The following is a 23,328-nucleotide window of genomic DNA, read 5'->3' on the forward strand; positions in this document are numbered from 1 at the left end:
CGAGGAGTTAGTCGTGCTTTATCGCGAGGCTGGCCAATTCAAGACGACCTACGCGGAGGATATGGCGATCTTCCCGATCCGCCAGGACCGGATAGCGCTCGCCATCTTGCTGGGGATCGCCTTCATTGGGGTGCCGCTGCTGGCGACTTTCCACATTTGGCCGCTCGGCAGCGACTATCTGCTGCGCGCCATTCTGCTGCCCTTCCTGATCCTCGCACTCGCCGCGATCGGCGTAAACGTTCTCGTCGGCTATTGCGGCCAGATCTCGCTCGGCAGCGGCGCGTTCATGGCCATCGGCGCCTACTCTGCTTACAAGTTGGCGACCGGCGTTCATATTCCGCTCGCCTGGCTTGGCTCCGCGCTTTCGATCCCGCCATTGCCCGTGCTGTCATCCATTTTGCTCGGCGGGCTCACGGCGGCGGTTGCCGGAATCCTCTTCGGTGTTCCCAGTCTACGGATCAAGGGCCTCTATCTGGCTGTTGCGACGCTCGCAGCGCAGTTCTTCTTCGACTGGGTGTTCCTGCGGGTGTCGTGGTTCACCAATTACGCGCCGTCAGGGTCGGTCAATGCGCCGGCACTGAATTTCGTCGGTCTGGTCCTGGACACGCCGATCGAGCGCTATCTGCTATGCCTGACCTTCGCAACGGTGTTCGCGGTTCTGGCGAAGAACCTCGTTCGCGGCAATCTCGGCAGACAATGGATGGCAATCCGCGACATGGACATCGCCGCCGAGCTGATCGGTATCCGGCCACTCTACGCAAAGCTCACGGCTTTCGCGGTCTCTTCATTTATCGTCGGCGTGGCGGGCGCACTCTGGGCGTTCGTCTATCTGGGCTCGTGGGAGCCGCTCGCGTTCTCGATCGACCGTTCGCTGCAGCTCTTGTTTATGGTGATCATCGGCGGGCTGGGATCGATCATGGGGTCGTTCGTAGGTGCGGCCTTTATCCTCATTCTGCCGATCATGCTGAACCTGATTCCAACCCAGCTCGGCGTGCCGCTGTCGACAGAAACGATCACTCACCTGGAATTCATCATCTTCGGATCGTTGATCTGCTTTCTTCTCATCAAGGAGCCACATGGATTTGCCCGGCTCATATCGATTGGCAAGGAGAAGCTCAGACTCTGGCCGTTTCCGTACTGAAGGGGGCGGTCAATGCAAAGGAAGCCAGCGATCGCAATGCGGAGCGGCAGTCGTTGGCAGAAGGAGCAAGGAAGCCCGCAAAACAAAACAAGATCCGGTACCGCAAACCGGACTGAACGAGGAGGAGATTGATATGTTACGCAACAAACTGTTGCTGGCGGCAGCCATACTATCAGGCGCGGCACTTGCCGCTCCGGCTGCAGCGCAGGACGAGCAGTTCATCCCGATACTGTCCTACCGGACGGGCGCATACGCCGTGAATGGCGCACCGTACGCAAACGGCGTGGCCGACTATTACAACCTGATCAACGAGCGCGACGGCGGGATCAACGGCGTCAAGCTTCTGGTCGAGGAATGCGAGACCGGCTACGCCACCGACAAGGGCGTTGAGTGTTACGAGCGTCTTAAAGGCAAGGGCCCGACCGGCGCAGCGTTCTTCAATCCGCTGTCGACCGGCATTACATTCGCCCTCACCGAAAAGACCGCGACGGACAAGATCCCGATTATTACGATGGGCTATGGCCGCGCCGATTCGAAGAACGGAGCCGTGTTCTCGTACAATTTCCCGCTGCTCGGAACGTACTGGTCAGCGGCCGATATCGCGATCCAGCACGTCGCCAAGGAGGTCGGCGGCTTCGACAAGCTGAAGGGCAAGAAGATTTCGCTGGTCTATCACGACAGCCCGTACGGCAAGGAGCCAATCCCGGCGCTGCAGGTGCTGGCACAGAAGTACGGCTTCGAGTTTACACCGATCCCGGTCACGCACCCCGGTGTCGAACAGAAGTCGCAATGGCTGGCGATCCGCCAGAATCGGCCGGACTATGTGTTGCTCTGGGGCTGGGGCGTCATGAACGGCACGGCAATCAAGGAAGCGGCTGCGGTTGCCTATCCGCGGGACAGGATGATCGGCGTCTGGTGGTCAGGCGCAGAACCGGATGTAACGCCCGCAGGCGATCAAGCCGCCGGCTACAAGGCGCTGATGCTTCAGCATGGTGCCGGCAAGTTCCCCGTGCACGCCGACGTGGAAAAGTACGTCTATGCAAAGGGCAAAGGTTTGTCGGAGCCTGGCAAGGTCGGCGAAATTCTCTATAACCGCGGTTTGGTGAATGCCATGCTCGGCGTGGAGGCGATCCGCAAGGCGCAGGAAAAGTTCGGCAAGAAACCGCTGACGGGCGAGCAGGTCCGTTGGGGTCTGGAGAACCTCGACATCTCCGATGCACGTCTCAAGGAACTCGGCTTCGAGGGCATGTTGAAGCCGATCAAGATCTCCTGTTCCGATCACGAGGGCGCGCGTCTGGGGCGGGTACAGCAGTGGGACGGCAAGGGCTGGAAAGTCATCTCGGACTGGTACACGGCCAACCAATCCATCACCGAACCGCTCGTCGACGATGTTTCCGCGAAGTATGCCGCGGAGAAGAAGATTCAACCGCGCGACTGCTCGAAAGAAAGCTGAACGCATTCGGCGATCCGGGGGGAGCGTTCGCCTCCTCCCGGATATCCCGAAGCTGCAACCGTTTGGAGGGAGCAGCGTGTCAATCCCTAAGGCCGTGACGGCGACAGAAGCGGCAGCGATGTTTCTGTCGGTCAACAATATCGAGGTTGTCTACAGTCACGTCATCCTCGTGTTGAAGGGTGTATCGCTGGCTGTGCCGCGGGGCGGAATTGTCGCGCTTCTCGGCGCCAATGGTGCGGGCAAGACAACGACGCTGAAGGCGGTCTCCAATCTGCTGTATGCAGAGCGCGGCGAGGTCACCAAGGGCTCGATCATGTTCGACGGCGTCGAGGTGCAGTCCCTGTCGCCGAACGATCTGGTGCAGCGCGGCTGCATTCAGGTGATGGAGGGGCGGCGTTGCTTCGCTCACCTCACTGTCGAAGAGAATCTCCTGACCGGCGCCTTCACGCGCAGGGACGGCAAGTCCGCGATCGTGCAGGATCTGGAGCGGGTCTATGCCTATTTCCCCCGCCTCAGGGAGCGGCGTGGTTCGACCGCCGGCTATACGTCCGGCGGCGAACAGCAGATGTGCGTGATCGGCCGTGCGCTGATGTCGCGCCCGAAGATGATTCTGCTCGACGAACCTTCGATGGGCCTCGCGCCGCAGATCGTCGAAGAGATCTTCGAGATCGTGAAGGATCTCAACGTCAAGGAAGGCGTCTCGTTTCTTCTCGCCGAGCAGAATACCAATATGGCGCTTAAATACGCCAGCCACGGATACATCCTGGAAAATGGCCGCGTGGTGATGGACGGCGAGGCGCGGGCGCTCGCCGCAAATGAGGACGTCAAGGAATTCTATCTTGGCGTCGCCGGGGACAAGCGAAAATCATTCCGCGATGTGAAGCACTACAAGCGGCGCAAACGTTGGCTCGTTTAGGCGATGACACTGAGTGATCGGCCCCCGTTGAGTGGTCCGGAGCAGATGTAATAGAGGGTCCGCCCCCTTCCAGCTACGGAGTTCGAGTTCAATCCGGTTTGATGATGCTCCGGCTAAAGATCGAGTTGGTCGATGTCTGGATTTGGCCGATTTTGTTGCAAAAGTCAGTTGCTGCCGACGGGCCGTCGGCGATTTCGTTAAGAGCGGCTGGCTTTGATCTGCCGGCCCTGACGCTCTCTGCACAACTCCAACGCTACGCGATGCACAGATCCTGAGCGGGTGGCGGTCGCGCGACCAGCGATGCGAGCCGCCTCAGGTACTAAGCCTAGCCAAAACGGCCGCCGAGGATGTCTGTCATCGGCGGAAGAGCATCGTTCCGAGTATTTCTCAGTTTGACCCCGGAGCGGACATTGGCCGCGCCGTGGGGCGTTGAGCCTGAGGTCGGGCACCAGGTTCTGGCGATAACATTAGGTTAGAGCGATCGAAGCCGTTCCAAGAGGGATTGCGGCTCACTGAATTAGATTTCGCAGCCGGATGAATTCAAAGCCTTACGCAAGCCACCAAACGCGCTTAGCCGACAGGGCTCGGTGTCGCTGGCGGCCTTTGAACGATCGGGAATAGCAGTTCGCTTGATATCGGTAGTCTTTGGCTTCGACTTACGAAGTGCAGCGGTAGTGACCTTCTTTGTTTTGGGATCGTGCCGATGGCGGTTGATAATCTTCGGGGCCTCCGGCGAACCGATAGTGGTAGCTTCCGACGGAGAAATGCGTTCGTCGACTAGACCAGGCTGCGTTGGCGTCTCGCTTTTCGCATAGGTAATTTCAAGTCGATCAGTCTTCGCCAATGCACCATGTGAATCGGAAATGCCTACGGTCGTCTCGGCAAGGGGCTGAACGACCGCTACTGCAGTCCGCGGTGGAGTTCTGAGTTCCATTGCCGCGAGTACTCCTACACCCAATGGGATGAGGAGGCCCAACAACGCCATTCTCAGCATGATACTCCCCCGACCAGGATTAGTGCCGGTGGAAATTCTCCGATCTAATGAGGCAACTTGGCGGCGGTCCAGGTAACAACCTGACCCACGTACAGGGCGTTTGCCGACAGGGTTAATGAAGGAGCCCGACGCCAAACGCCGCGGCGTCCGAATCCGACCTCAAAGCGCGCGTTGACCTGCCGCACTGCGAAGTTACGCTTCCATCTCCAAACGAATAGAAGCGACAAGGGCTTGGATCGACTGATGATAGAAGGGTCATTGTATCATCAGTTGCCGAGCGAGCTTCTCCGGATCGCCTAACTAAGAGTTAGTGCCCGGCTGAAACCGTGGCCCCGAAGTGTTCCACCGGCAAAACATTTGAACCCAAAAGGGATGGAGGCAGACACACCTGATAGCTTGGGATCGATTTTCGGTCGGACTATGCCCTTAACTTCGCTATTTCACTTTTGCCGGCGGAGCACTCCTTGCGCTCTTGATGATCGTTTCATCCTATTTTCCCATAACGGAAACAATCACCCACGGCGACGTGGCGAGGCCGTTCTTTCGGATAGCTTCGGATAGGGTGGGTCCACCGCGCGTGGAATTCGATACCCGTGTGCAAACCCCGGTCGTTTCAGCATCGGTTCCGGAAGTTCCGCAGCAAGCGCCGGCGCTCGTCGCGGAAGCCCCGCTTAGCGTACCGCTCCCGACACCTGCTGCAGCGCCTACCAAGATCCAGCACAAGAAGACGTGGGTCGCCAAGCGGCCTGACCGCCAGAGGATGGCTGCTAATCCCCAAGGATTCCAACCCTTCCGTTTAACTTGGTAACCGTTCAGATTTGCGCGTGACCAGGATCGCGAAACCTCCCGAGCACGAAAACTGATATGCCGTTCTGCCCAGCGCATGTCCTCTAACGATGTCCGCTCGTCGGAGTAAAGCAGACCTCGCGAATGCGCATACCCAAGTCCGAGTCGGACCCATTTCGGAAGTCGGCGCTTTGCGACTTGTCATCGTTCTTGAGCTTTACGGAGCTCGATCCGAGCATGTCCATCGCCTTCGTAGGAGATATTGGTCTGCAAAGGGATGGCTCGTGCCCATTCTGGACTTTCAAAGCGCCAATCGACGATTGCGGCCTTATCGTCTCGTGTAACTTTCACTGATCCAGTCATGAGGTCATGGAATCCATCGATTGAAATTTGAAAGACCGAAGCGGCCGCGTTGGCCAGCGGATCTATCGATAACAAAGGAGGCTTAAAATCGATTTCAAGCACATGGCTGCCGTCACGGATTTTCGGCTTAGCGCCGCTGATGTCGCGTCGATGCTGAGATTTCGGAGTATTGAGGGGAGGGGCCGGTCCAGAAGCGCGGAAACGAGCAATAAGTCAGAGCGATCTACAAATTACATCGTGGCGAGAGGTCCAATGATCTTAGGAGACTCCCCATGGCGTCCTGTCGGCAGTGCCAGATCTCGGCCGTTTTGTTCGGCGGGTATTTGCCTGTGCTTTGCTTCGATTCGTTACCTTTAGTATGCCAACGAGGCGACTCGACCGAGTTGATCTTGGCATTGGCGTTCCGCCAATTTCGGTCCGGCCGTCGACCGAGGCCACTCTCGAAGACGGGTGCTTGATGGACGACGGTGCGATCGATATCGACCTTCTTGATGGTCTCGGGGATGGTCGATGGACTTTCCGCAGGCATCGGCTTCGTAACCGGCACAATAAACTCAGTCTTCACAGGGGTGTTGGGCAGCTTTAGCCTATCAGCCTTCGCCAATTCGTTAGGTGCGAACGCCGGCTCGATCTTGCTTTGATCCTGGGCGGTTTCGACGACCTGAGCAGCCGGCCGCGCAGCCAACTTGATCGCTATCGCCGGTCCCAAGCCAACCATACAAAACAGGGCGAGCCACAACGTCCTGGACATCTTCGAACCAACGGCTCCTACAGATTGGAGGAGGATGGGAGCTAATCTTCGAGACTGAAGTTGGGCGGCTCGGTGGCAAGTAAGCGTGAATCTGGAGCAGTCATGGCTGTTCCGAGTCTTCTAATGGTTCCATAGGGAGCCGGACGCAACGACCGCGATTATCTTGGTTCAAATCTTCTGCACGCCCCTGTTTTGCGCTTCCGGGTTAGCCTCGATGTACCGTTGCGTCGTCCGAAGGTTCCTGTGACCGGCCAGAACCTGCACGCCGCGCAGGCATCTCCCACCGCCAAGATCTTCCTGGCTGTGTTAGTGATGAAGGTCCTTCGCCCGCTGTGACTGGAGCAACCCTCGAAGCCGAGGTGTCGATACCAGCGATGGAACAGGTTCACGATTAGCTGGCGGAGGTGGGCGCCATAGGCTGGACCACCTGCCATTTGATTGCTGGGTCAAGCCTCCTCTCAGGCAAATGTCGGTTGTGAACAAGCCTGCTTCTGAAGCCCGCAGCGGTGTAAATCCTTTCACGAAAGAGCCCATGGAGTTCGCAGCCGAGCCAGCCAGCCAGTCGGTCAAGTGACACCGCTGAAGGTTGCCAAAGACGCTGTTTGAAGCGGACGGGTTGGTTGAGGGGTGTTCGTTCGTATGAGCTGTGGGTAATTCCATCACACCCTAGACAGGCACCTCCACCCGCACACTATGCGCCCTGAGACGGAATCTCTGGAGGGCCCAGGGGTACAGTCTCGCAAAGGCCATGCGGTGTAATGCCCGCGTGGCCTTTTGTTTTTTATTGTCTGACGGTGAAAATAGGCCTCTGGGTAAACGGCCGCTTCTGGCGCAAAGCGGTCATTCGCGTAAACACCGAGGTCGACTAAGTGCACCACCTGCGGACATCGCGGAAGCTCGGGAAGCAGATCCGGCTTCAGACCACCGCTTCGTCGCCAGCGGGCGCCGCCCACCGATTTCATTGCGGGTAAGGAGCTCGATTTGCTTCAATAATACTAAACGACGACGCCGTCGGAATTATCGCCTTAATCTCAAGGCCGCTTGCCCTCAAGAGTTGGCTATACTGAGCCTCACCACGTTCGCAGCCACTTGTCATGACGAGCATATTGAGATCAGTCATGAGGGCGCGCCGGTGGAGCGGGTCAGCTTCTATTCTCGCCGGGAGCACTTGTTCGAGCAGAAGAAGTCTGGTGCTTTCCGACATGGCTGCAGCGCAGTTCTTGAGAATCGTGCAGCACATCTCGTCGTTCCAGTTGTGCATCACGCTTTTGAGGATATATGCGTCCGCTCCCGTGGGAACGGCCTTGAAGAAATCGCCGTGGATGATTTTGCAACGCTCGCTAATGCCAGCAGCCGCAATAAGTTCTGGGGCTCCCTCCGTGCCGGAGGGCAGATCAAAAAGTATCCCGTTGAGGCCCGGTGTGGTCGCAAGCAGGCTCGCCAGCAGTGCACCGTTGCCGCCACCGGCGTCTACAATGCAACGGAAGCGGCTGAAATCGTACGCCGCGACAGCGGCCGCAGCCACTTGGCGGGTCATGTCCGCCATCGCCGCATTGAAAATCGCCCTTTCCTCCGGGTGCCTCGTCCGATATTCGTAGGTGTCCATCCCGAAGATATTCTGAAAAGCGGAGTTGCCCGTGCGCACGCTGTAGGTCAGATCACTCCATGCCCGCCGCGCTTCAGGAGCCCCAACCATCATGGCGAGATTGCGCAGGGAGCCCGGCACATCACTGCATAACTGATCACCCAGAGGCGTCGAGGCGAACAATCCCTCTTCGGTTTCGCGGAATACCCCTAGCGATGCAAGAGCGCGCAGCAGGCGTGCGAGCGCCGCAGGCTGCGTGCCCGTCGCGTGCGCCAGTGCCTCTTCGGACTGATGCTCCTGAGCCAGCAAATCCGCAAGGCCCAGCGTGGCTGCGACACAAATCGCTTGCGAAGCCCATGCGCCAGTGATCATGGGCATCAGCGACGGCCCGGCAGATTGAGCGGTCGATTGTGTCTGCATCGCTGGCTCCTTCAAGGCTGGGTAAGGCCCGCAGATCGACGCTAGTATTGCAATCTGATCAAATCGCCGAACCGCTCCCAGGTACTGCCATTGAATCGTTGAAGCTGCATCTGGGTTATGGCGAAAGGACGCTCGGGACTGGTTTGAATCCTGATGCCGGGCAGCAGCATTGGGAGTTCGACATCGAGGCTGTCGGCCTGGCGCATGATGTTCTCCCGAGAGAGGTCATGACCACATTGCTTCAACACCTGGGCAAGCGTCATCGCGCGACTGTAAGCGATAGCATTAATGATGTTGGCAGGATCGCCTTCCGGATAGTAGTCGTGCATGAAACCCCGGTACTCGCGAACACCCTGATCGTCCTTGAATTGCGGATCGGTCGGATCCTTGCTGTAGGCTGCGCTGACAATACCGACGGATTTGTCGGGACCGGCCGGTGTCAACACGGTTGCGACGGAAGACGAAATCGAATTGAGAAAATGCAGCGGCTTCCATCCTATCTCGTCGATCTTGCGAATGGCTTGCGCGGCGAACTTGGCCGTGGTCACGTCGAAGAAAACATCCGCGCCTGATGCTTTCAGCGCGACGATCTGAGAATCTATAGTCGGGTCGCTCACCTGATACGTCAGTTCCTTGACGATCATGTCATCGGCCTTTGCTCCAAGGCCGTCCCTCATTCCCTGCAGATAATCCTTGCCGTAGTCGTCGTTCTGGTAGAGCACGCCAATCTTGGCGTCCGGTTTTGTACGCAGCAGATATCCGGCATAGACGATTGCTTCGGCTCGATAGGTGGGTTGCCAGCCGATCATTCCCGGGAAATTTCGACGGGCCGCCCATTTGCTGGCGCCCGTAACGAAGAACAACTGCGGTATCTTCTGATCGGCAAGATACTTTTGCACCGCCGATACAGTGGCGGTGCCGAATGCGCTAAACATCAGAAGTACCTCATTGCTTTCCACTAGCCTGCGGGTCTGTTCAACCGTCTTCGCCGGGCTATAGGCGTCGTCGAGCGTAAGAAAATTAATTTTTCGGTTATCGATGCCGCCTTTCTCGTTGAGCATCTTGAAATAGGCCGCTTGTGCGCGACCGATGGTCCCGTAAGACGAGGCCGGGCCGCTATAAGGCATCGTGTTGCCGATTTTGATTTCGCCGGAAAGTGTTTGCGCGGATGCGGTCGGAGAAATTGCGAGGGCTAACAGCAGGATCAAGAACGAGAAAGCCTCAGTCCGGGCGAACGAGATTTGCCAGACTGGAAATGCTTGATATCGCGGATACCTCATTTTTGCCTCCTGCTCATTTACCTTGAGGATGAGATCGACGCATTTTGCGACGACCGTTGCCAGGACGGGCGTAGGACTGATTGGCCGCGATCACGCGAGCGAGCATCGACAGAAGCGCTGTTCGCTCGATGGGAGAGAGCGGCGTTAGCAGTCGTTCCTGCGCAGCGAGCAGGGACGGACGCAGCCGGCGTCGCAACTCGGCACCACGTCGCGTTAATCGAAGCACGCGCGCCCTGCGGTCGCTCGGATGAACCCTTTTGTCGACAAGCCCTTCCGCCTCGAGAGAGTCGATCATCTGGCCAACGCTCACTGGATCGACGCCGAGGCGGTTCGCGAGCTCACGCTGACCGCTTCCCGGTCGCTCCTGCAGGTCGGCCATGATCGCGTAGACCATCGGGGTCAGGCCTTCACGTTCAAGGATTTCAGCGGTGACCCCAAGGCATATTTGATGGAAGCGGCGCGCCAAATGAGCGGGGACACGATGCGACACCGGGACCGGCGGAGCGTCCAGGGGGCGAGATGTCTTCGGCATTTGCGCGATTCCAAAACGCGTCTTGGCGCGCCGGTAATCCCAAATAGAAAGTATTATTATGATAAGTAAACTTTCTATTTGTCAATGGTTGCTTTCATCACCTCCAGAAATGACGCTGCTGGCGATCAGGTGTTATTGGGCAACGGGTTCGCTGACAGGGGCTGAAACCGGCATCCAGACATTGCGCGTTGGGCGCGGCCGATGTCTCAGTCGGGTCAAAAGCGCCGGCGGCTGAAGGCCCGGTTTTGGCGCAAAGCGGCCGTTCACACGAATGAGTAGGATCTATCCAGCTTCTAGGCCTCGAGGTCTCAGTTTGACCCTTTCGGAACTCGCAACTTCTTGGGTGAAGTCCGGTCAGACTGCGGACCACTCTTAGGTTTGATATTGACTCACATCAAAAATAGCCTGGCGCGGCGTGCTAATCAGCAACATGGGGCGGCACCATTCGACGGTCATGGAGACGAGCAAATGGTTACGCAAAGCAATATCCACTTCTTTACAAATTGGGCCAAGGAGCGTCTCGACGAAATGGACGCAACGGTGACCTCGCTTGAGGGCAAGGCTGCCGAGGTGCAGGCAGACGTCCGGGACAAGGCCAAGAAGGTTCTTGCTGACCTGCGTAAGCAGCGTGATGACTTCCGCGACACCATGAAGAAGCAGTCGGAAGCTAACGAGGCCGCCTGGATCCAGGCAAAAGCAAAACTAGAGGCTGACTGGCGCTTGTTCGAGGCCGAGGTCAAGAAATATGTCGAAGGCTTCGGCAAGCAAATCGAGCACCAGCAGGCGACGTTCAAGCTTCAAGCCGATGCCCAATTGAAAGCGTGGCGCGAAGCAGCAGACAAGCTTGGCGGCGATGCCAAGAAATTCGCTTCTGAGCGTCGGGGCGATATCGACGCCGCCGTTAAGCGCATGAATGCCGATGCAGTCGAGGCGGAGAAAAAACTCGAGAGGTTGAGCCAGGCGGGGACCCAGTCATGGTCCGTACTCATGGCGGCTTTGACGGAAACGCGAACTGCCTTCGATCGCGCCAATGAGGCTGCGCGGGAAGCGTTCAAGCGAGCTGCTTGATCGAGCATCGGTTAGACTCGGAGAGACCGCCGCGAGGCGGTCTCTCTTTTTGCTCGACGAGGATCAAGAAATGACATTTGGCGGACTTCCGATTTTGGCAGGAAAAACGGACATGGTGGGATGTCCGACTTGAGTCCGCTTTCGGGCAAAGCGGACTATATGTGCTCGGAGCGATTATTCTGGAGGGCCGCCGTAAAAGAGAGGAAGCCGCTGACGATGGCGACTTCCTTGGTAAGGGAATATCATTGCAGGATGATACGCTAATCCTTCGGAGCGGGGCTTTCGGGAAGGCAGTGAGCAGCCGAATTTTCCAACTTCCGCCCTTGCGAACGTCAATTCCAGTCCAAATGCCTTTCACTTCGATAGGCGCGCCAGATTGGTTTTTCCCAGTGATATGGCATTCGCCCATCGACATAAGTGTGTCCGTCGCTAAGGGCCAAGCATGATCCACTGCTATTTCATTGTGATTAAAGCCAGCCTTGAACGCACCTTCATAAATCTGCGCAATATCGGTGTGTGCAGCCCTGTTGGACGGGCAGGTGAGCGTGGGCGAAGCTTTCGTGCTGCGATAGGCCGGGTTGGCCAGCCCTGTAGCGGCAGTGACGGCGAGCGGTTTAAGGGCGGTAAAGAACGCCACGAATCACAGCGCTCCGATGCCGAACGTGAAGAGACTCAGAATTTCTTTCAAATTAGCTCCTATGCATTTTCCATTTCGCACTGACCGGGCGCATCAGCAGCTGACAGATCTGTTTTCAATTCGACGGCTATCGGATTTTCGTGATGGTTGTCCGTCGCGAGCTTCGGCTCCTTGATCCGGAACCACGCCACATACAGCGCCGGCAAGAACAGCAGCGTCAGCACCGTGCCAACGATGATGCCGCCCATCATCGCGTAGGCCATGGGTCCCCAGAAAATCTCCCGCGCAATCGGAATCAGGGCGAGACTTGCGGCGGCTGCGGTAAGCATGATCGGCCGCATGCGGTGCTCGGTCGCTTCCACGACCGCGTCCCAGGCGGGCCGTCCCGCTTTCTTCAGATCTTCGATCTGAACGATCAGGATCACTGAGTTGCGGATCAGGATACCGATCAGCGCCAGCACACCGAGGATCGCGACGAATCCGAGCGGCGCTCCGCTTGGCAGCAAGGCCATAACAACGCCGATCAAGGCAAGGGGGGCCACTGCGAACACCAGGAACAGCCGGTGGAAGCTTTGCAACTGTATCATCAGGATCGTCGCCATGATGAAAAGCATCAGCGGAACGACCGCTTCGATCGGGGCCTGGCTCTTCGCGCTTTCCTCGACCGACCCGCCGATTGCGACCGAGTATCCGGCCGGCAACCCTTTAGCGAACGCGTCCACCTTCGGCGCGAGTTGATCCGCGACGGTCTTCGGCTGCACGGTGTCGAGGATGCTTGCCTTGAGCGTGATCGTGGGAAGCCGCGATCGTCGCCAGATTGTCGGCTGCTCGATTTCATAGCGCAGCGTGGCGACCGCTCCGAGCGGCACCGACTGGCCACCAAGGCCGGTCAATTGCAGGTCGCGCAGCGTATCGATCGATGCGCGCTCCGGTGCGGTCGCGCGTCCCGTCACGTTTACCAGGTAAATGCTATCGCGCACCTGGGTGATCGAGGAGCCGGCAAGGACGCCGTTCAACGTCGTCGCGATGTCCTCCGAGCTTACGCCAAGCTGGCGCGCCTTGTCCTGCAGGACATCAACCTTGACGACCCGCGCCGGCTCCATCCAGTCGAACACGACATGATCGAGGTGCGGATTGGCGCGCACAACGCCGGCGAGCTCTTGGGAAAACTCGCTCACCTTGGCGATATCGGGTCCGCTCAGCCGGTACTGCACGGGACGCCCGACCGGAGGTCCGACCTCGAGCAGTTTGACGAAGGTATCGGTGCCCGGAAAGGTCTTTCTCAGATAGGTTTCGAATTGCACCTTGGCGCGGTCACGCGCGGCAATGCCACCCTTGGTGACGACGACCATCTGGCCGAACCAGGTATTCGCCGTCTGCACGTCGAACGACAGCACAAATCGCGGAGCGCCGGTTCCGACATAGGTCGACCAATGGTCCACGGCGGGATTGGTCTGTAGCTGTTCACGTTCGAAGCGGGCGATCTGCGCATTGGTCTCGGTTATCGAGGCGTTCTGAGGCAGGTTCCAGTCGATGACCAGTTCGGCACGGTCCGACGAGGGAAAGAACTGCTGCTGCACGAACTGCATGCCGAATAGAGCGAGCGCGAAGGCCGCGACCGTCACCCCGACGGTGATCCAGCGATGACGCATGCAAACCAGAAGCAGGCGGGCAAACGTCTGCCCAACACGGCCCTTGGATTCATGATGGCCTTTCATCCTGGCCGGCAGAATCGTGACGCCAAGCGAGGGCGTGAACAGCACGGCAACAATCCATGACACGAGCAACGAGACAGCAATGACCACGAACAAGGTGTAGGTGAATTCACCGGCGTTGCTGGTATTCAGCCCAATCGGGATGAAGCCGGCGACGGTGACCAGCGTGCCGGTCAGCATGGGAAAGGCCGTGGAGGTGTAAACGTGCGTTGCGGCCTTCTCCAGGGGATCGCCGACTTCCAGCCGCGCCACCATCATTTCAACGGCGATCATGGCATCGTCAACCAGGAGGCCGAGCGCGATGATCAGGGCGCCGAGCGAAATGCGCTGCAGCGAGATTCCTGCATACGCCATCACAACGAACGTGATCGCCAGAACCAAGGGGATCGCGATCGCAACGACCAGACCGGCGCGAACGCCGAGGCTCAAGAAGCTGATCCCGAGCACGATGACCACCGCTTCGAACAGGGCTTCCGTGAAGCCCGACACGGCGTGCTCGACAATGACCGGCTGGTCAGCGACGCGATGAACACCCAGGCCGATCGGCTGCTCGGCCAGAATTTTGGACATTTCCTCTTTCAGCGCCTCGCCGAATCTAAGCAAGTTCGCGCCCGACTTCATCCCGATCGCGAGTGCGATGGCGGGCTCGCCGTTGAAGCGAAACAGCGTCATCGGCGGATCGGCGTAGCCACGCGTGATGGTTGCCACGTCTGTCAGCGGGAAGAACCGGTTGTTGACCCTGAGATTGATCGCCTTCAGGCTTTCCTCGGATGCGAATTGACCGTTGACCCGCACGCTGATGCGCTCCGGTCCCTCCTGGAATACTCCCGAGGGCGCGACGGCATTCTGGGCCTGTAGCGAGGAGACTATGGAACGGATGTCGAGGCCGAGCGCCGCGATCTTCCGGGTCGAAAATTCCAGAAAAATCTTTTCATCCTGCGCGCCGAGAATGTCGACCTTGCCGACATTCGGGACGGTCAGGACTTTTGCGCGAATGTCCTCGACGCGGTCGCGCAACTGGCGCTGGGTCAGGCCGTCGCTGGTGAAAGCGTAGATGTTGCCGAAGACGTCCCCGAAGCGGTCGTTGAAGCCCGGCCCGATCACGCCTTGCGGGAAATCGCCCTTGATGTCCGCAATCATATTGCGCACGCGCGCCCAGGTCGGGGCGACGTCGGCAGCCTTCGTCGTGTCGCGCAGATAGACGAAGACAGTGGTTTGGCCCGCAACGGTGACGCTCTTGGTATAGTCGAGCGACTCTAGCTCTTCGAGCTTCTTCTCGATCCTGTCGGTGACCTGGCGCGTCATTTCCTCGGGCGAAGCGCCCGGCCACTGCGCCCCGATCACCATGGTCTTGATGGTGAAATCAGGATCTTCCTGCCGCCCCAGCTGCAGATATGCGAAGAGACCGGCCGCCATGAAGGCGATCATGAAATACCACACAAGCGAGCGATGTCCGAGTGCCCAGCTGGAAAGGTTGAACGATTTCATGGCGTAGAGTCCTGTTCGATGCGGACTTGCTGTCCTTGTTTGAGGCTGTGGATCCCGGCAGTCACGATGCGCGCTCCGATGGAGAGACCACCGGTGACGCGGATGCCTCCTTCGTCCTCGGAGAGGTCGACCTTTTGCAGCGAAACGGTGCTCTTGGGAGCGTCGATGAGCCAGACGAAAGCTTCGGTGCCCTGTTTGAGGACGGCGGACGCGGGCACGCGCAGACCTGAGCTGTGACCGTTGCTTAGCCTTGCCGTGATGGTGCTTCCGAGCCGGAAGCTTTCAGGCGGATCATTCAAGGCGATACGGACGCGGCGCATACGCGTCACGGAATCAGCTTGCGGCGCAATCTCGCGAATTTGCCCTTGGACTTGAACACCAGGAAGCAGCTGCAAGCCGACGGTGAACGGCAAACCGACGGTCAAGGGCACGGGGAAGTCCGCGCCGATATCGACTACAGCTTCCCTGACATCCGGCCGCGCCACGGTCGCGATACTCTGACCCGGCGAGGCGACTTGTCCCACTTCGGCGCTCACGGCCGTGACGACACCGGCGAAATCGGCCTTGACCTCCGCATAACCGAGCTGCTCGATCGCCTTGGTCAGGTTTGCGCGGGCGCGAGCGGTCGATGCCTGTGCGCCCGCGCGCACTTGCTCTGCATCGTCAAGCGTCTGCTGGGTCGTGGCGTCGGTCTTGATCAGGATCCGTTTCCGCTCCTCGGTCCCGATTGTGTTTTCAAGTAGGGCCTGGGCTTTCGAAAGGTCCGCTCTCGCTGACCGCACGGCGAGCTCAAGGGCAGTGGGATCGATTGCCGCAATCGTCTGCCCCTCGGCAACCAGATCTCCGACGTTGACTGGACGCGCGATGAGGCGTCCCAGCACGCGGAAACCGAGATTCGTTTCATAGCGGGGCTGGACGGTTCCCACCGCCACCGTGCTGCCGGATGCGGTCGGCTCCAGGACGGACGACAGCACGGGCCGAACAGGCTCCGGGGCCTTCGCCTCCTGCTTGCATCCGGCCATCACCAGTGCCGAAGCGATGGCACTTGCGACGACAAAAAACCGCGTTTTCATGATCGATCCTCGCCATATGTCACCGGCTGGCCGGAGCTCAGCAGCTTGCCTCCGTCGACAACGACGCGGTCTCCAGCCTCGAGCCCTTCCTTGATCAGCACCGCTCCCGCTTCGTAAGCGCCGACAGTTACCGGCTTCAGCGACGCTGTCTTTGTCTGGGGGTCGACGATCCAGACTGCGGGCTTTGACCCCACTGCCGTCAGCGCGGTCCACGGCAACGTGACCTCCGTCGCCGGTTTGGTCCCGGCGGTCCCCGCGATGGCGCCTCCGAGCGTCATCGCAGGGGGCGGATTTTGGATCGCGACTTTCACGCGAACCGTGGAGCTCTTGGGATCGACGGCAGGCGATATCTCCCTGACGTAGCCGACTGCGGTGACGTCAGAGCCCGAAACCAGCGCCAGCGACACGCGGCCTCCCTCCATATCGCCCAAGAACATGGATTCAGGGACATCGAAGACGGCGTCACGCTCGCCATCTTGCGCCAGCGTGAAAACCGATTGGGCCGCCTGCACGACTTGCCCGACCTCGAGGCTTCGCGCCGTAATAACACCCGCAGCGCGGGCGTGCAGTTCGGTATCGCCAAGCGCCTCGCGGGTCCTTCCCAGCTCCGCCTTTGCCGATTCAAGCGTGCTTTGTGCGGTTCGCAATTGCTCCTGCGCCTGGTCATAGGCGACGCGGGTGGTGAAGCCGCTCGACAGGAGATTGCTCTGCCGGTCAAAGGTCGCTTGCGCCACGCGCAGCTGGGCCTCCGCGGCGGCCACAGCTGCGGTCGCGGCGTCAAAATCGGCCTGCTGCTCGGCCGGATCGAGCCGGGCCAGAAGGTCGCCGGCATTGACGTGGGCGCCGACATCCACCGGGCGCGCGAGCACGCGCCCGGTCACACGAAAGGAGAGGTCGGCGCGGAAACGGGCCTGGACCTCGCCGGTCAGCGTGAGGCCACCCTGACAATCCTGCGGCTGCACGATTTCGGTGTGCACGAACGCGGCGCGCTCGACGATGGTGGCGGCGCGGTCATTGCAGGCACTCAGCGGCGGCGCCAGCAGCACGAGCGCGAGTGCGGCACTCATGGGCCTCGGGATGGCCCGCACGGGCGGAGGAGGGACAAAATGGTGCATGGCGATCTCTGCTCCAATTAAACTAAACCGTATAGTTTATTTAATACGTCGTCAAGACCTAAAAGCGGCTCTGACGGGTAAGTTGCGATCGGCCAAAAGACCGACGCCCCGGTGCTAGACCGGGGCGCCCAAGGCCGTCCGCCTCAATCAGTCTCCATCACAGACCAGAACGCGCCTGGTGCCGTATCGCCTGTATGTCGACACGTAGTAGCAGCCGTCGTCGGAGGAGTAGGATCTGCCGTAGGCGTAAGCCGCGGCCGCCGCATACGGCCCGTACCGGTAGCCACGGCCATAGCCATGGCTGTCGTAAGCATTGCGAGCGTATCTATTGGCGCTGTAGGCCGCGCCGCGACCCTCGATGCCGCGAAAACCGGCCTGGCCGCCGCGATCGGGACCCTGTAGTCCGCCAGCACCATTGAGACGCGGCGGAGCACCAGCGACGTCGCGCGGCGGTGCGCCCACGGGGCCGCGGGCCGCAAAGCCGGCGACAGGTCCGGCCGGAGACCCCCCGGGCGGAGGACCGCCGGCGCCCAGGCCCGGAGGAGGACCACCGGCACCGAGGCCGGGAGGAGGACCCGCGAGGGCCGGCGGAGGGCGGAACTGCGCGAATGCGGCATGAGGTGCGGCGATAGCGGCGCCGAGCAACACGCTCGCGGACAGGGTAAGCAGAGCCTTTGCGGACATTGTGTGTTTCCTTCGATCTAGAGCCGTGGCTGAGCGATGATCGGATTTGCCAGCTCGCCGGCAACTGGCTCGGAAGGCAGCATAGGCGTTGCCTTCAATCGACGGCTGCTTCTGGAACGGCGGGCGACAACCGCGCGGTTGGCGTGCTGTTCGCGTTGCGTCAGAGGGAAGTCCAGGGCGAACGAGGTCCATGCCGTGCCGAAGGTGTGCCCCATCCGGCCGCCCAGGCTCTTTGCCAGCTCGCCAACGATCCGCAGGCCCCGACCAGGCTTGATCCTTCCGAGGCCCGATCCGTTATCGGTCACTCGACAGTTCACCCAGGAACCGGCACGCATCAGCTTGATTTTGATTTCGCCGTCGTGGCCGTCAAAGCAGGCATGGCGGACCGCGTTCGTCACCAACTCGTAAACGGCCAGCGCCAGCCGCCAGCACCGCTCCGATTCCAGCGGTAACGTGTCGATCGACAAGAGAAGGTGGATATTCATGCGGTCCAGCTTGCACCGGCTCATCGCCAAGCCAAGCTTGCGAAGCTGTTCGCCGGCGTCGACGAGCGCGTCACGGTCCGGCATCGTCAGAATGCTGTGGACCTCGATATGCTGGTGAAGCAGATCGACGACATTGCTCAGCTCTTCCTTGGCCTCGACATTGTCGGTCCAGATCGCCTTGAAAGAGACGAGGTTGATGACCGAGGCGAGTTCGTTCTTGATGCGGTGATTGAGCTCGTCCAGGAGGGTTCGTCCTTCCAGGGCGGGCGGATGGGGTAGGGAAACGGGCACAGCGGCCTCCTGATTGATATAAACTATACCGTATAGTTTATTTTACTTGCACGCTCACCAAAGACGTGTCAAGCCGGAATTGTCAGTGAGCTCGGGCGCTCGCAGCATCGTGAATGCAGGGATGAAGCCGATGGTGAACAAGCACAATGATTTGAAACGGCCGCGTCTGGGAAGACCGCCCAAAGACCTGGCGGGCGACGTGAAAGCGCGGATCCTCTATGCGGCTCAGCTGGTGTTCCTCAAGAGAGGTTATCAAAGCGCAAGTCTCGACGAGATCGCCGAGACGGCGCCGGCCAGCAAGCCGACGATCTACGCTCACTTCCCAGGGAAGGAGGCGCTGTTCGAAGCGGTTGTGGCCCGCGTCCTCGGTGGATTGACGAATTTCGAGGGTTTCGAGCCCAAGGGACGCACGGTTCAGGACAAGCTCGCGAGCCTCGGCATCGAGGTTGTCGAACGATTCATCGAGGAAACGCTCGGCATCACACGCGCCACTATCGCCGAAGCCGACAGATTCCCGGCGTTGAGCCGCCATGTCCATGAGGCCGGGCGCGATCAGGCAGCGGCTGCTGTTTCCCATGTCCTGAATGATGCTACCCACACGCTTTCGCGCGGCTCCAAGGGACCCTTCAGCGGCAAACGAAGCCTCGCCACGGCGCAAATCTTCATGGATCTCATCCTGCTCCCAATGCTGATGCGGGCTCTGATGGGGGAGGGCGGCAAAGAGCTGAGAAGCGAGTTGCCGGCGTTCGTGCGTGAACGCGTCAGCTTCTTCCTGGCGGCTTGTGAAGCGGATTGGGGAAAGTAACGTCCTTGCGTGCCGCGTGGCAACGTCCGCGGCGTCGAGTATCTTTCCCGACTGGCGAGGCCTCTTGCTCCGCAAGCTGGCGCGTGGCGCATGACGGCTGAAAGCACGGCCTAGAAAGGCGAGGCCTCATTTCGGCAAATGCTGCGAGTGGACCCTGCCGTCCTGTCTCAGCGAGGCTTTGATCGGGCGCAACATCGGCGTCGGCGAGACGAGCATCAGCCGATGGCAGCGCTGCCGGATGAGCGTATCGAACTGCACGCGTTCTGGCCATTTCCGTGCGGAAGTGGATCCGGATGCTGATCTTCTCGTCCAGCGGAAGCTCGGAGGACGCCGCACGGAAGCACCAACTTGCGGCAACAAGCGGCGCAAGCAGAAGGCTTCCTGCACACCCGAAATACTGAATCAATGGCATGGCAGAGCGTCTCAGCGCCGGTCCGCTGCCTGCAATTCGCGGCGACAGGCGTCGCTGAATTCCCGGAAGGGATCCATTCCGCCCAACAGCTCCGGCAAATCCGCAAACGACCTGTTCGGGGAAAGATAGGTTTCGACGATCAACCGGCCGGCCTTCTCGGCTGCTTCGATCACCTCGTCGCTCGAGAGGATCTTCATTCTCCCGACCAGGGCGAACAGGTCGACGAGCTTCGAGATCTCGGATTTATCGCTCATCAATGCGTCGGCATACAGCCGCGACGCCTCTTCGATGAATGTCGTGTAAAGCTGCTCGCGCTGGCACGTGGCCCGCAGGCTATGCCGGACGCGGTCCTTGCGACGCTGGGTCACCCAGCCGGTGACAATCGATGCCAGCGTTCCGGAAGCCGATCCCGAAAACGACGCAAGTGCGGGAATGTAGAACATATCCATCCTGTTAACTCCTTGTTGCTGCTCACGCGGCGTTTCTGCCGTGTTTGCGCAGGATTCCGGTCGTGCTCCTAGGGCAGCCCCATTCAGTTATTTGCTTCTGCCGGCCACTGGGCCGGCGCTTTGCTCGAACACCAAACGACACGCGTCGCTAAGGTCGAGCTTGCTCTGCCTCAGGCACTGCTCGACCCTCGTAGGGTCGGGAATGTAGCCAGCGCAGAGTCTGAAGGCGTCGGGCGCGCACGCGGCCCTCTGCTCGGGGGTGCCGCGATTCTCCTGCGCAGAAGCGGTTGTGGCGCAAAGCAATGCTGCCACCAGTGCGATACAGCGACGTCTGGTTTTCGAAATCATATCTGATCACTCCTCTGGTTGGTCTTGGGTTTCGTTCCGAAGCGGCGGCCTGCGTAAGAAGCCGGGATTTCAGCGGATTGCCGCACTCACAAAAAGCTGAGCGGGTCGCTTGAGCCCTTCTCCTTGACAGGTCTGCTCGTTCGTAGTTTATGTAAACTACACGGTTTAGTTTTATTCGTCAACCGAGAAAGACAATCCTCTTTCTCACACCGAGCAGAACAGGCGAGCACGAGTCGGACTCGACAAACATCGAGATGGTCCGAACGCTCCAAACGGAGAGCAGGCAATGAATTTCCAGCTTCGACCACACCTCGCGACCGCGGAACGGCGGCTACCCTTTGAGTGCGTCACCTTGTTATTGCAAGGCGGAGGTGCGCTCGGGGCATATCAAGGCGGCGTCTACGAGGCGCTTGCGGAAGCCAATATCCATCCTGACTGGATCGCCGGCATATCGATCGGTGCGATCAATGCCGCCATTATCGCGGGCAACCCGCCCAATTGCCGCGTCGATCGGCTGCGGGAATTTTGGACGCACGTGACTTCGAGCGCCCCCTGGGATTGGTTAGGCAATCCCTTCGGTGATTTGGCCCGGAGTGACGACACGCGCAATCTACTCAACCAAATGAGCGCCAATCTCGCGGTTGCGTCGGGCGCCACGGGATTCTTCTCTGCGCGAACCGTGATGCCGTGGCTCCAATCGGGCGGAACGCCCGGGGCAACCAGCTTCTACGACACCAGTGACCTCAAGCACACGCTTGAGCGCCTTGTGGATTTTGATCGCCTCAATGCCGGAATGACGCGTTTCAGCGCGGGCGCGGTCAATGTCAGGACCGGCAACTTCGTCTATTTCGACACCAGCACTCACAAGATCGCTCCTGAGCACGTCATGGCGAGCGGGGCACTGCCACCGGGCTTTCCGGCGGTCGAGATCGATGGCGAGCAGTACTGGGATGGCGGCCTCGTGTCCAACACACCGCTGCAGTGGGTGATCGAGAGCGATCCCCGCCGCCAGGATACGCTCGCATTTCAAGTCGATCTTTGGAGTTCGCAAGGCGCGCTTCCGCGCAACCTTGCGCAGGTTGCCACACGTCAGAAGGAGATTCAGTTTTCAAGCCGTACGCGAGCAAGCACCGGCCAATTTAAGAACGTGCACCGGATCCAGCGTGCCCTTGATGCCCTGCTGCGCAGGCTTCCTGCTGATTTTGAGGAGAACGATGACTTGAAGATCCTGAAGTCGGTCGCTAGTGACAAGGTCTACAACATCATTCACCTGATTTACCGCGCTCAGAACTACGAAGGTCACTCCAAGGACTACGAGTTTTCGCGCCTGTCGATGCAGGATCATTGGCGCGCGGGATATCACGATGCAGTACGCACGCTGCGCCATCCCGAGGTTCTTACTCGCCCCACGAGCCTGGATGGCGTCTTCACGTTCGATCTCGAGCGCGACGGTCGTGAGTAGGACAAACTGAATTCAACACTAGGAGAACCCACAATGCAGGAGAAACAAGTGCTGGAGCGCGCCTTCGCGATGCCGCTGACGAGCCCTGCCTGTCCGCCCGGACCGTACCGGTTCGTCAACCGCGAATACCTGATCATCACCTATCGCACCGATCCGGCCAGGTTGCGCGCGGTGGTGCCCCAACCGCTCGAACTCGACCAGCGCGAGGCGCTGGTGAAGTATGAATTCATCCGCATGCCGGATTCGAACGGTTTCGGCGATTACACCGAGAGCGGGCAGGTTATCCCCGTCTCGTTCCGTGGCCGCAAAGGCAGCTACACCCATTGCATGTTCCTCAACGACGAGGGGCCGATCGCCGGTGGCCGCGAGCTCTGGGGCTTTCCGAAGAAGCTGGCGCAGCCGACGCTGCGAACCGAGATCGACACGCTCCTCGGGACCCTGGATTATGGTCCGGTTCGAGTCGCGACCGGCACGATGGGTTACAAACACCGCGAGGCCACGTCAAGGCTTCGCTGGAGGCGCCGAACTTCCTGCTCAAGATCATTCCGCACGTCGACGGCAGCCCGCGTATCTGCGAGCTCGTCGAATACCGCCTTGAGGAAATCGCCTTGAGGGGAGCCTGGACCGGGCCAGCGGCCCTATCCCTGACACCTCACGCATTGGCTCCTGTAGCCGAATTACCGATTCTCGAGATCGTCTCCGCAATCCACATCCGCGCCGACCTTACGATCGGCCTCGGGAGGGTTGTCCATGATTATCTGCAGCAACCGATACGAAGCTCGCTCCGGGCCAGCGAGAGAGTTCTGGTTACCTGATCGCAACTCTAAGCCAGAACACGGTGAACAACATGGGTATTCTGAAAGGTAAGACGGCACTCGTGACCGGTTCGACAAGCGGCATAGGTCTCGCGTCGCAAAGTGGCCGTTCAATAACGCGACCGCTGTCACGCAACATGATCATCCTCCTTGAGGAACTATCGCTCCCAACCTCGACACGCATCGCAGGTGGCAATCGCTCCAAAGAAACGAAACGCTACTGGCTTCGACATCACTGTTGCTCAACTCCGCGAGACGCC

General features: G+C 59.5%; 19 protein-coding genes and 1 pseudogene. 8 read left to right on the forward strand and 12 right to left on the reverse strand.

The annotated features are described in order from the left end of the window. The first annotated feature begins 13 nt into the window (after positions 1–13). From B5525_RS19255 to B5525_RS19265, 3 genes are all read left to right on the forward strand, one after another. Positions 14–1,141, forward strand: coding sequence for a branched-chain amino acid ABC transporter permease (locus tag B5525_RS19255; RefSeq protein ID WP_079567418.1), 1,128 nt, complete (start codon positions 14–16; stop codon positions 1,139–1,141). Then, positions 1,077–2,594, forward strand: a complete 1,518-nt coding sequence (locus B5525_RS19260) for an ABC transporter substrate-binding protein (protein ID WP_244567956.1) — start codon at positions 1,077–1,079, stop codon at positions 2,592–2,594. Before B5525_RS19255 ends, B5525_RS19260 begins: the two co-directional genes overlap by 65 nt. A gap of 118 nt (positions 2,595–2,712) precedes the next feature. After that, positions 2,713–3,510 carry an ABC transporter ATP-binding protein gene (locus tag B5525_RS19265; RefSeq protein WP_079567420.1) on the forward strand — a complete coding sequence of 266 codons (798 nt, stop codon included), beginning with the start codon at positions 2,713–2,715 and terminating at the stop codon, positions 3,508–3,510. Positions 3,511–4,027: 517 nt separating this feature from the next. Here B5525_RS19265 and B5525_RS19270 read toward each other — a convergent pair. From B5525_RS19270 to B5525_RS19300, 6 genes are all read right to left on the reverse strand, one after another. After that, positions 4,028–4,444 (reverse strand): hypothetical protein, encoded by a 417-nt coding sequence (locus tag B5525_RS19270; RefSeq protein WP_244567957.1) that lies wholly within the window; start codon positions 4,442–4,444, stop codon positions 4,028–4,030. A gap of 1,047 nt (positions 4,445–5,491) precedes the next feature. Continuing rightward, positions 5,492–5,755 (reverse strand): hypothetical protein, encoded by a 264-nt coding sequence (locus B5525_RS44055; protein ID WP_154073309.1) that lies wholly within the window; start codon positions 5,753–5,755, stop codon positions 5,492–5,494. A gap of 121 nt (positions 5,756–5,876) precedes the next feature. Then, positions 5,877–6,404, reverse strand: a complete 528-nt coding sequence (locus B5525_RS19280) for a hypothetical protein (protein ID WP_079567423.1) — start codon at positions 6,402–6,404, stop codon at positions 5,877–5,879. A 958-nt stretch (positions 6,405–7,362) separates the two neighbouring features. Further along, on the reverse strand, positions 7,363–8,409 hold the full coding sequence (locus tag B5525_RS19290; RefSeq protein WP_079567424.1) for a methyltransferase: 1,047 nt from the start codon (positions 8,407–8,409) through the stop codon (positions 7,363–7,365). A gap of 41 nt (positions 8,410–8,450) precedes the next feature. Continuing rightward, positions 8,451–9,689: an ABC transporter substrate-binding protein gene (locus B5525_RS19295; protein WP_079567425.1), complete on the reverse strand. Its 1,239-nt coding sequence runs from the start codon at positions 9,687–9,689 to the stop codon at positions 8,451–8,453. A gap of 13 nt (positions 9,690–9,702) precedes the next feature. Further along, positions 9,703–10,221: a MarR family winged helix-turn-helix transcriptional regulator gene (locus B5525_RS19300; protein ID WP_079567426.1), complete on the reverse strand. Its 519-nt coding sequence runs from the start codon at positions 10,219–10,221 to the stop codon at positions 9,703–9,705. Between the two features lie 468 nt (positions 10,222–10,689). Here B5525_RS19300 and B5525_RS19305 point away from each other — a divergent pair, with 468 nt between their 5' ends. Beyond that, positions 10,690–11,289 carry a hypothetical protein gene (locus tag B5525_RS19305; RefSeq protein WP_079567427.1) on the forward strand — a complete coding sequence of 200 codons (600 nt, stop codon included), beginning with the start codon at positions 10,690–10,692 and terminating at the stop codon, positions 11,287–11,289. A 442-nt stretch (positions 11,290–11,731) separates the two neighbouring features. Beyond that, positions 11,732–12,010 carry a hypothetical protein gene (locus B5525_RS44060; RefSeq protein WP_154073310.1) on the forward strand — a complete coding sequence of 93 codons (279 nt, stop codon included), beginning with the start codon at positions 11,732–11,734 and terminating at the stop codon, positions 12,008–12,010. Here the strand turns inward: B5525_RS44060 and B5525_RS19315 are convergent. The 5 genes from B5525_RS19315 to B5525_RS19335 all read right to left on the reverse strand — a co-directional run bounded on the left by B5525_RS19315 (position 11,986) and on the right by B5525_RS19335 (position 18,777). Beyond that, positions 11,986–15,129 carry an efflux RND transporter permease subunit gene (locus B5525_RS19315; protein ID WP_079567429.1) on the reverse strand — a complete coding sequence of 1,048 codons (3,144 nt, stop codon included), beginning with the start codon at positions 15,127–15,129 and terminating at the stop codon, positions 11,986–11,988. The two genes, B5525_RS44060 and B5525_RS19315, sit on opposite strands and share 25 nt — an antisense overlap. Next, complete coding sequence (locus B5525_RS19320) at positions 15,126–16,202, reverse strand: efflux RND transporter periplasmic adaptor subunit (RefSeq protein WP_079567430.1); 1,077 nt, start codon at positions 16,200–16,202, stop codon at positions 15,126–15,128. The genes B5525_RS19315 and B5525_RS19320 overlap by 4 nt, the downstream gene beginning before the upstream one ends. Continuing rightward, a complete protein-coding gene (locus tag B5525_RS19325) occupies positions 16,199–17,269 on the reverse strand; it encodes an efflux RND transporter periplasmic adaptor subunit (protein WP_244567958.1) in 1,071 nt (356 codons plus the stop codon). The genes B5525_RS19320 and B5525_RS19325 overlap by 4 nt, the downstream gene beginning before the upstream one ends. 195 nt (positions 17,270–17,464) lie before the next feature. After that, positions 17,465–18,001 (reverse strand): hypothetical protein, encoded by a 537-nt coding sequence (locus B5525_RS19330; RefSeq protein WP_079567432.1) that lies wholly within the window; start codon positions 17,999–18,001, stop codon positions 17,465–17,467. Between the two features lie 17 nt (positions 18,002–18,018). After that, positions 18,019–18,777 (reverse strand): sensor histidine kinase, encoded by a 759-nt coding sequence (locus B5525_RS19335; protein ID WP_079567433.1) that lies wholly within the window; start codon positions 18,775–18,777, stop codon positions 18,019–18,021. Between the two features lie 130 nt (positions 18,778–18,907). Between B5525_RS19335 and B5525_RS19340 the strand changes: the two genes are divergently transcribed. After that, positions 18,908–19,582 (forward strand): TetR/AcrR family transcriptional regulator, encoded by a 675-nt coding sequence (locus tag B5525_RS19340; protein ID WP_079573559.1) that lies wholly within the window; start codon positions 18,908–18,910, stop codon positions 19,580–19,582. Positions 19,583–20,005: 423 nt separating this feature from the next. Here B5525_RS19340 and B5525_RS19345 read toward each other — a convergent pair whose 3' ends face one another. Then, complete coding sequence (locus tag B5525_RS19345) at positions 20,006–20,443, reverse strand: hypothetical protein (RefSeq protein WP_079567434.1); 438 nt, start codon at positions 20,441–20,443, stop codon at positions 20,006–20,008. Positions 20,444–21,077: 634 nt separating this feature from the next. On the opposite strand from B5525_RS19345, the gene B5525_RS19355 reads away from it, so the two are divergent. Together B5525_RS19355 and B5525_RS19360 are read left to right on the forward strand one after the other, a co-directional pair. Continuing rightward, the gene (locus tag B5525_RS19355; protein WP_079567436.1) at positions 21,078–22,253 is read left to right on the forward strand and encodes a DUF3734 domain-containing protein; all 1,176 of its coding nucleotides are present in this window, start codon (positions 21,078–21,080) and stop codon (positions 22,251–22,253) included. A gap of 33 nt (positions 22,254–22,286) precedes the next feature. After that, positions 22,287–23,068: pseudogene (locus B5525_RS19360) on the forward strand (acetoacetate decarboxylase). Positions 23,069–23,328: the final 260 nt, after the last annotated feature.

This window comes from Bradyrhizobium erythrophlei (genome assembly GCF_900129505.1).
In the GTDB taxonomy this organism is placed as follows: Bacteria; Pseudomonadota; Alphaproteobacteria; order Rhizobiales; family Xanthobacteraceae; genus Bradyrhizobium; species Bradyrhizobium erythrophlei_D.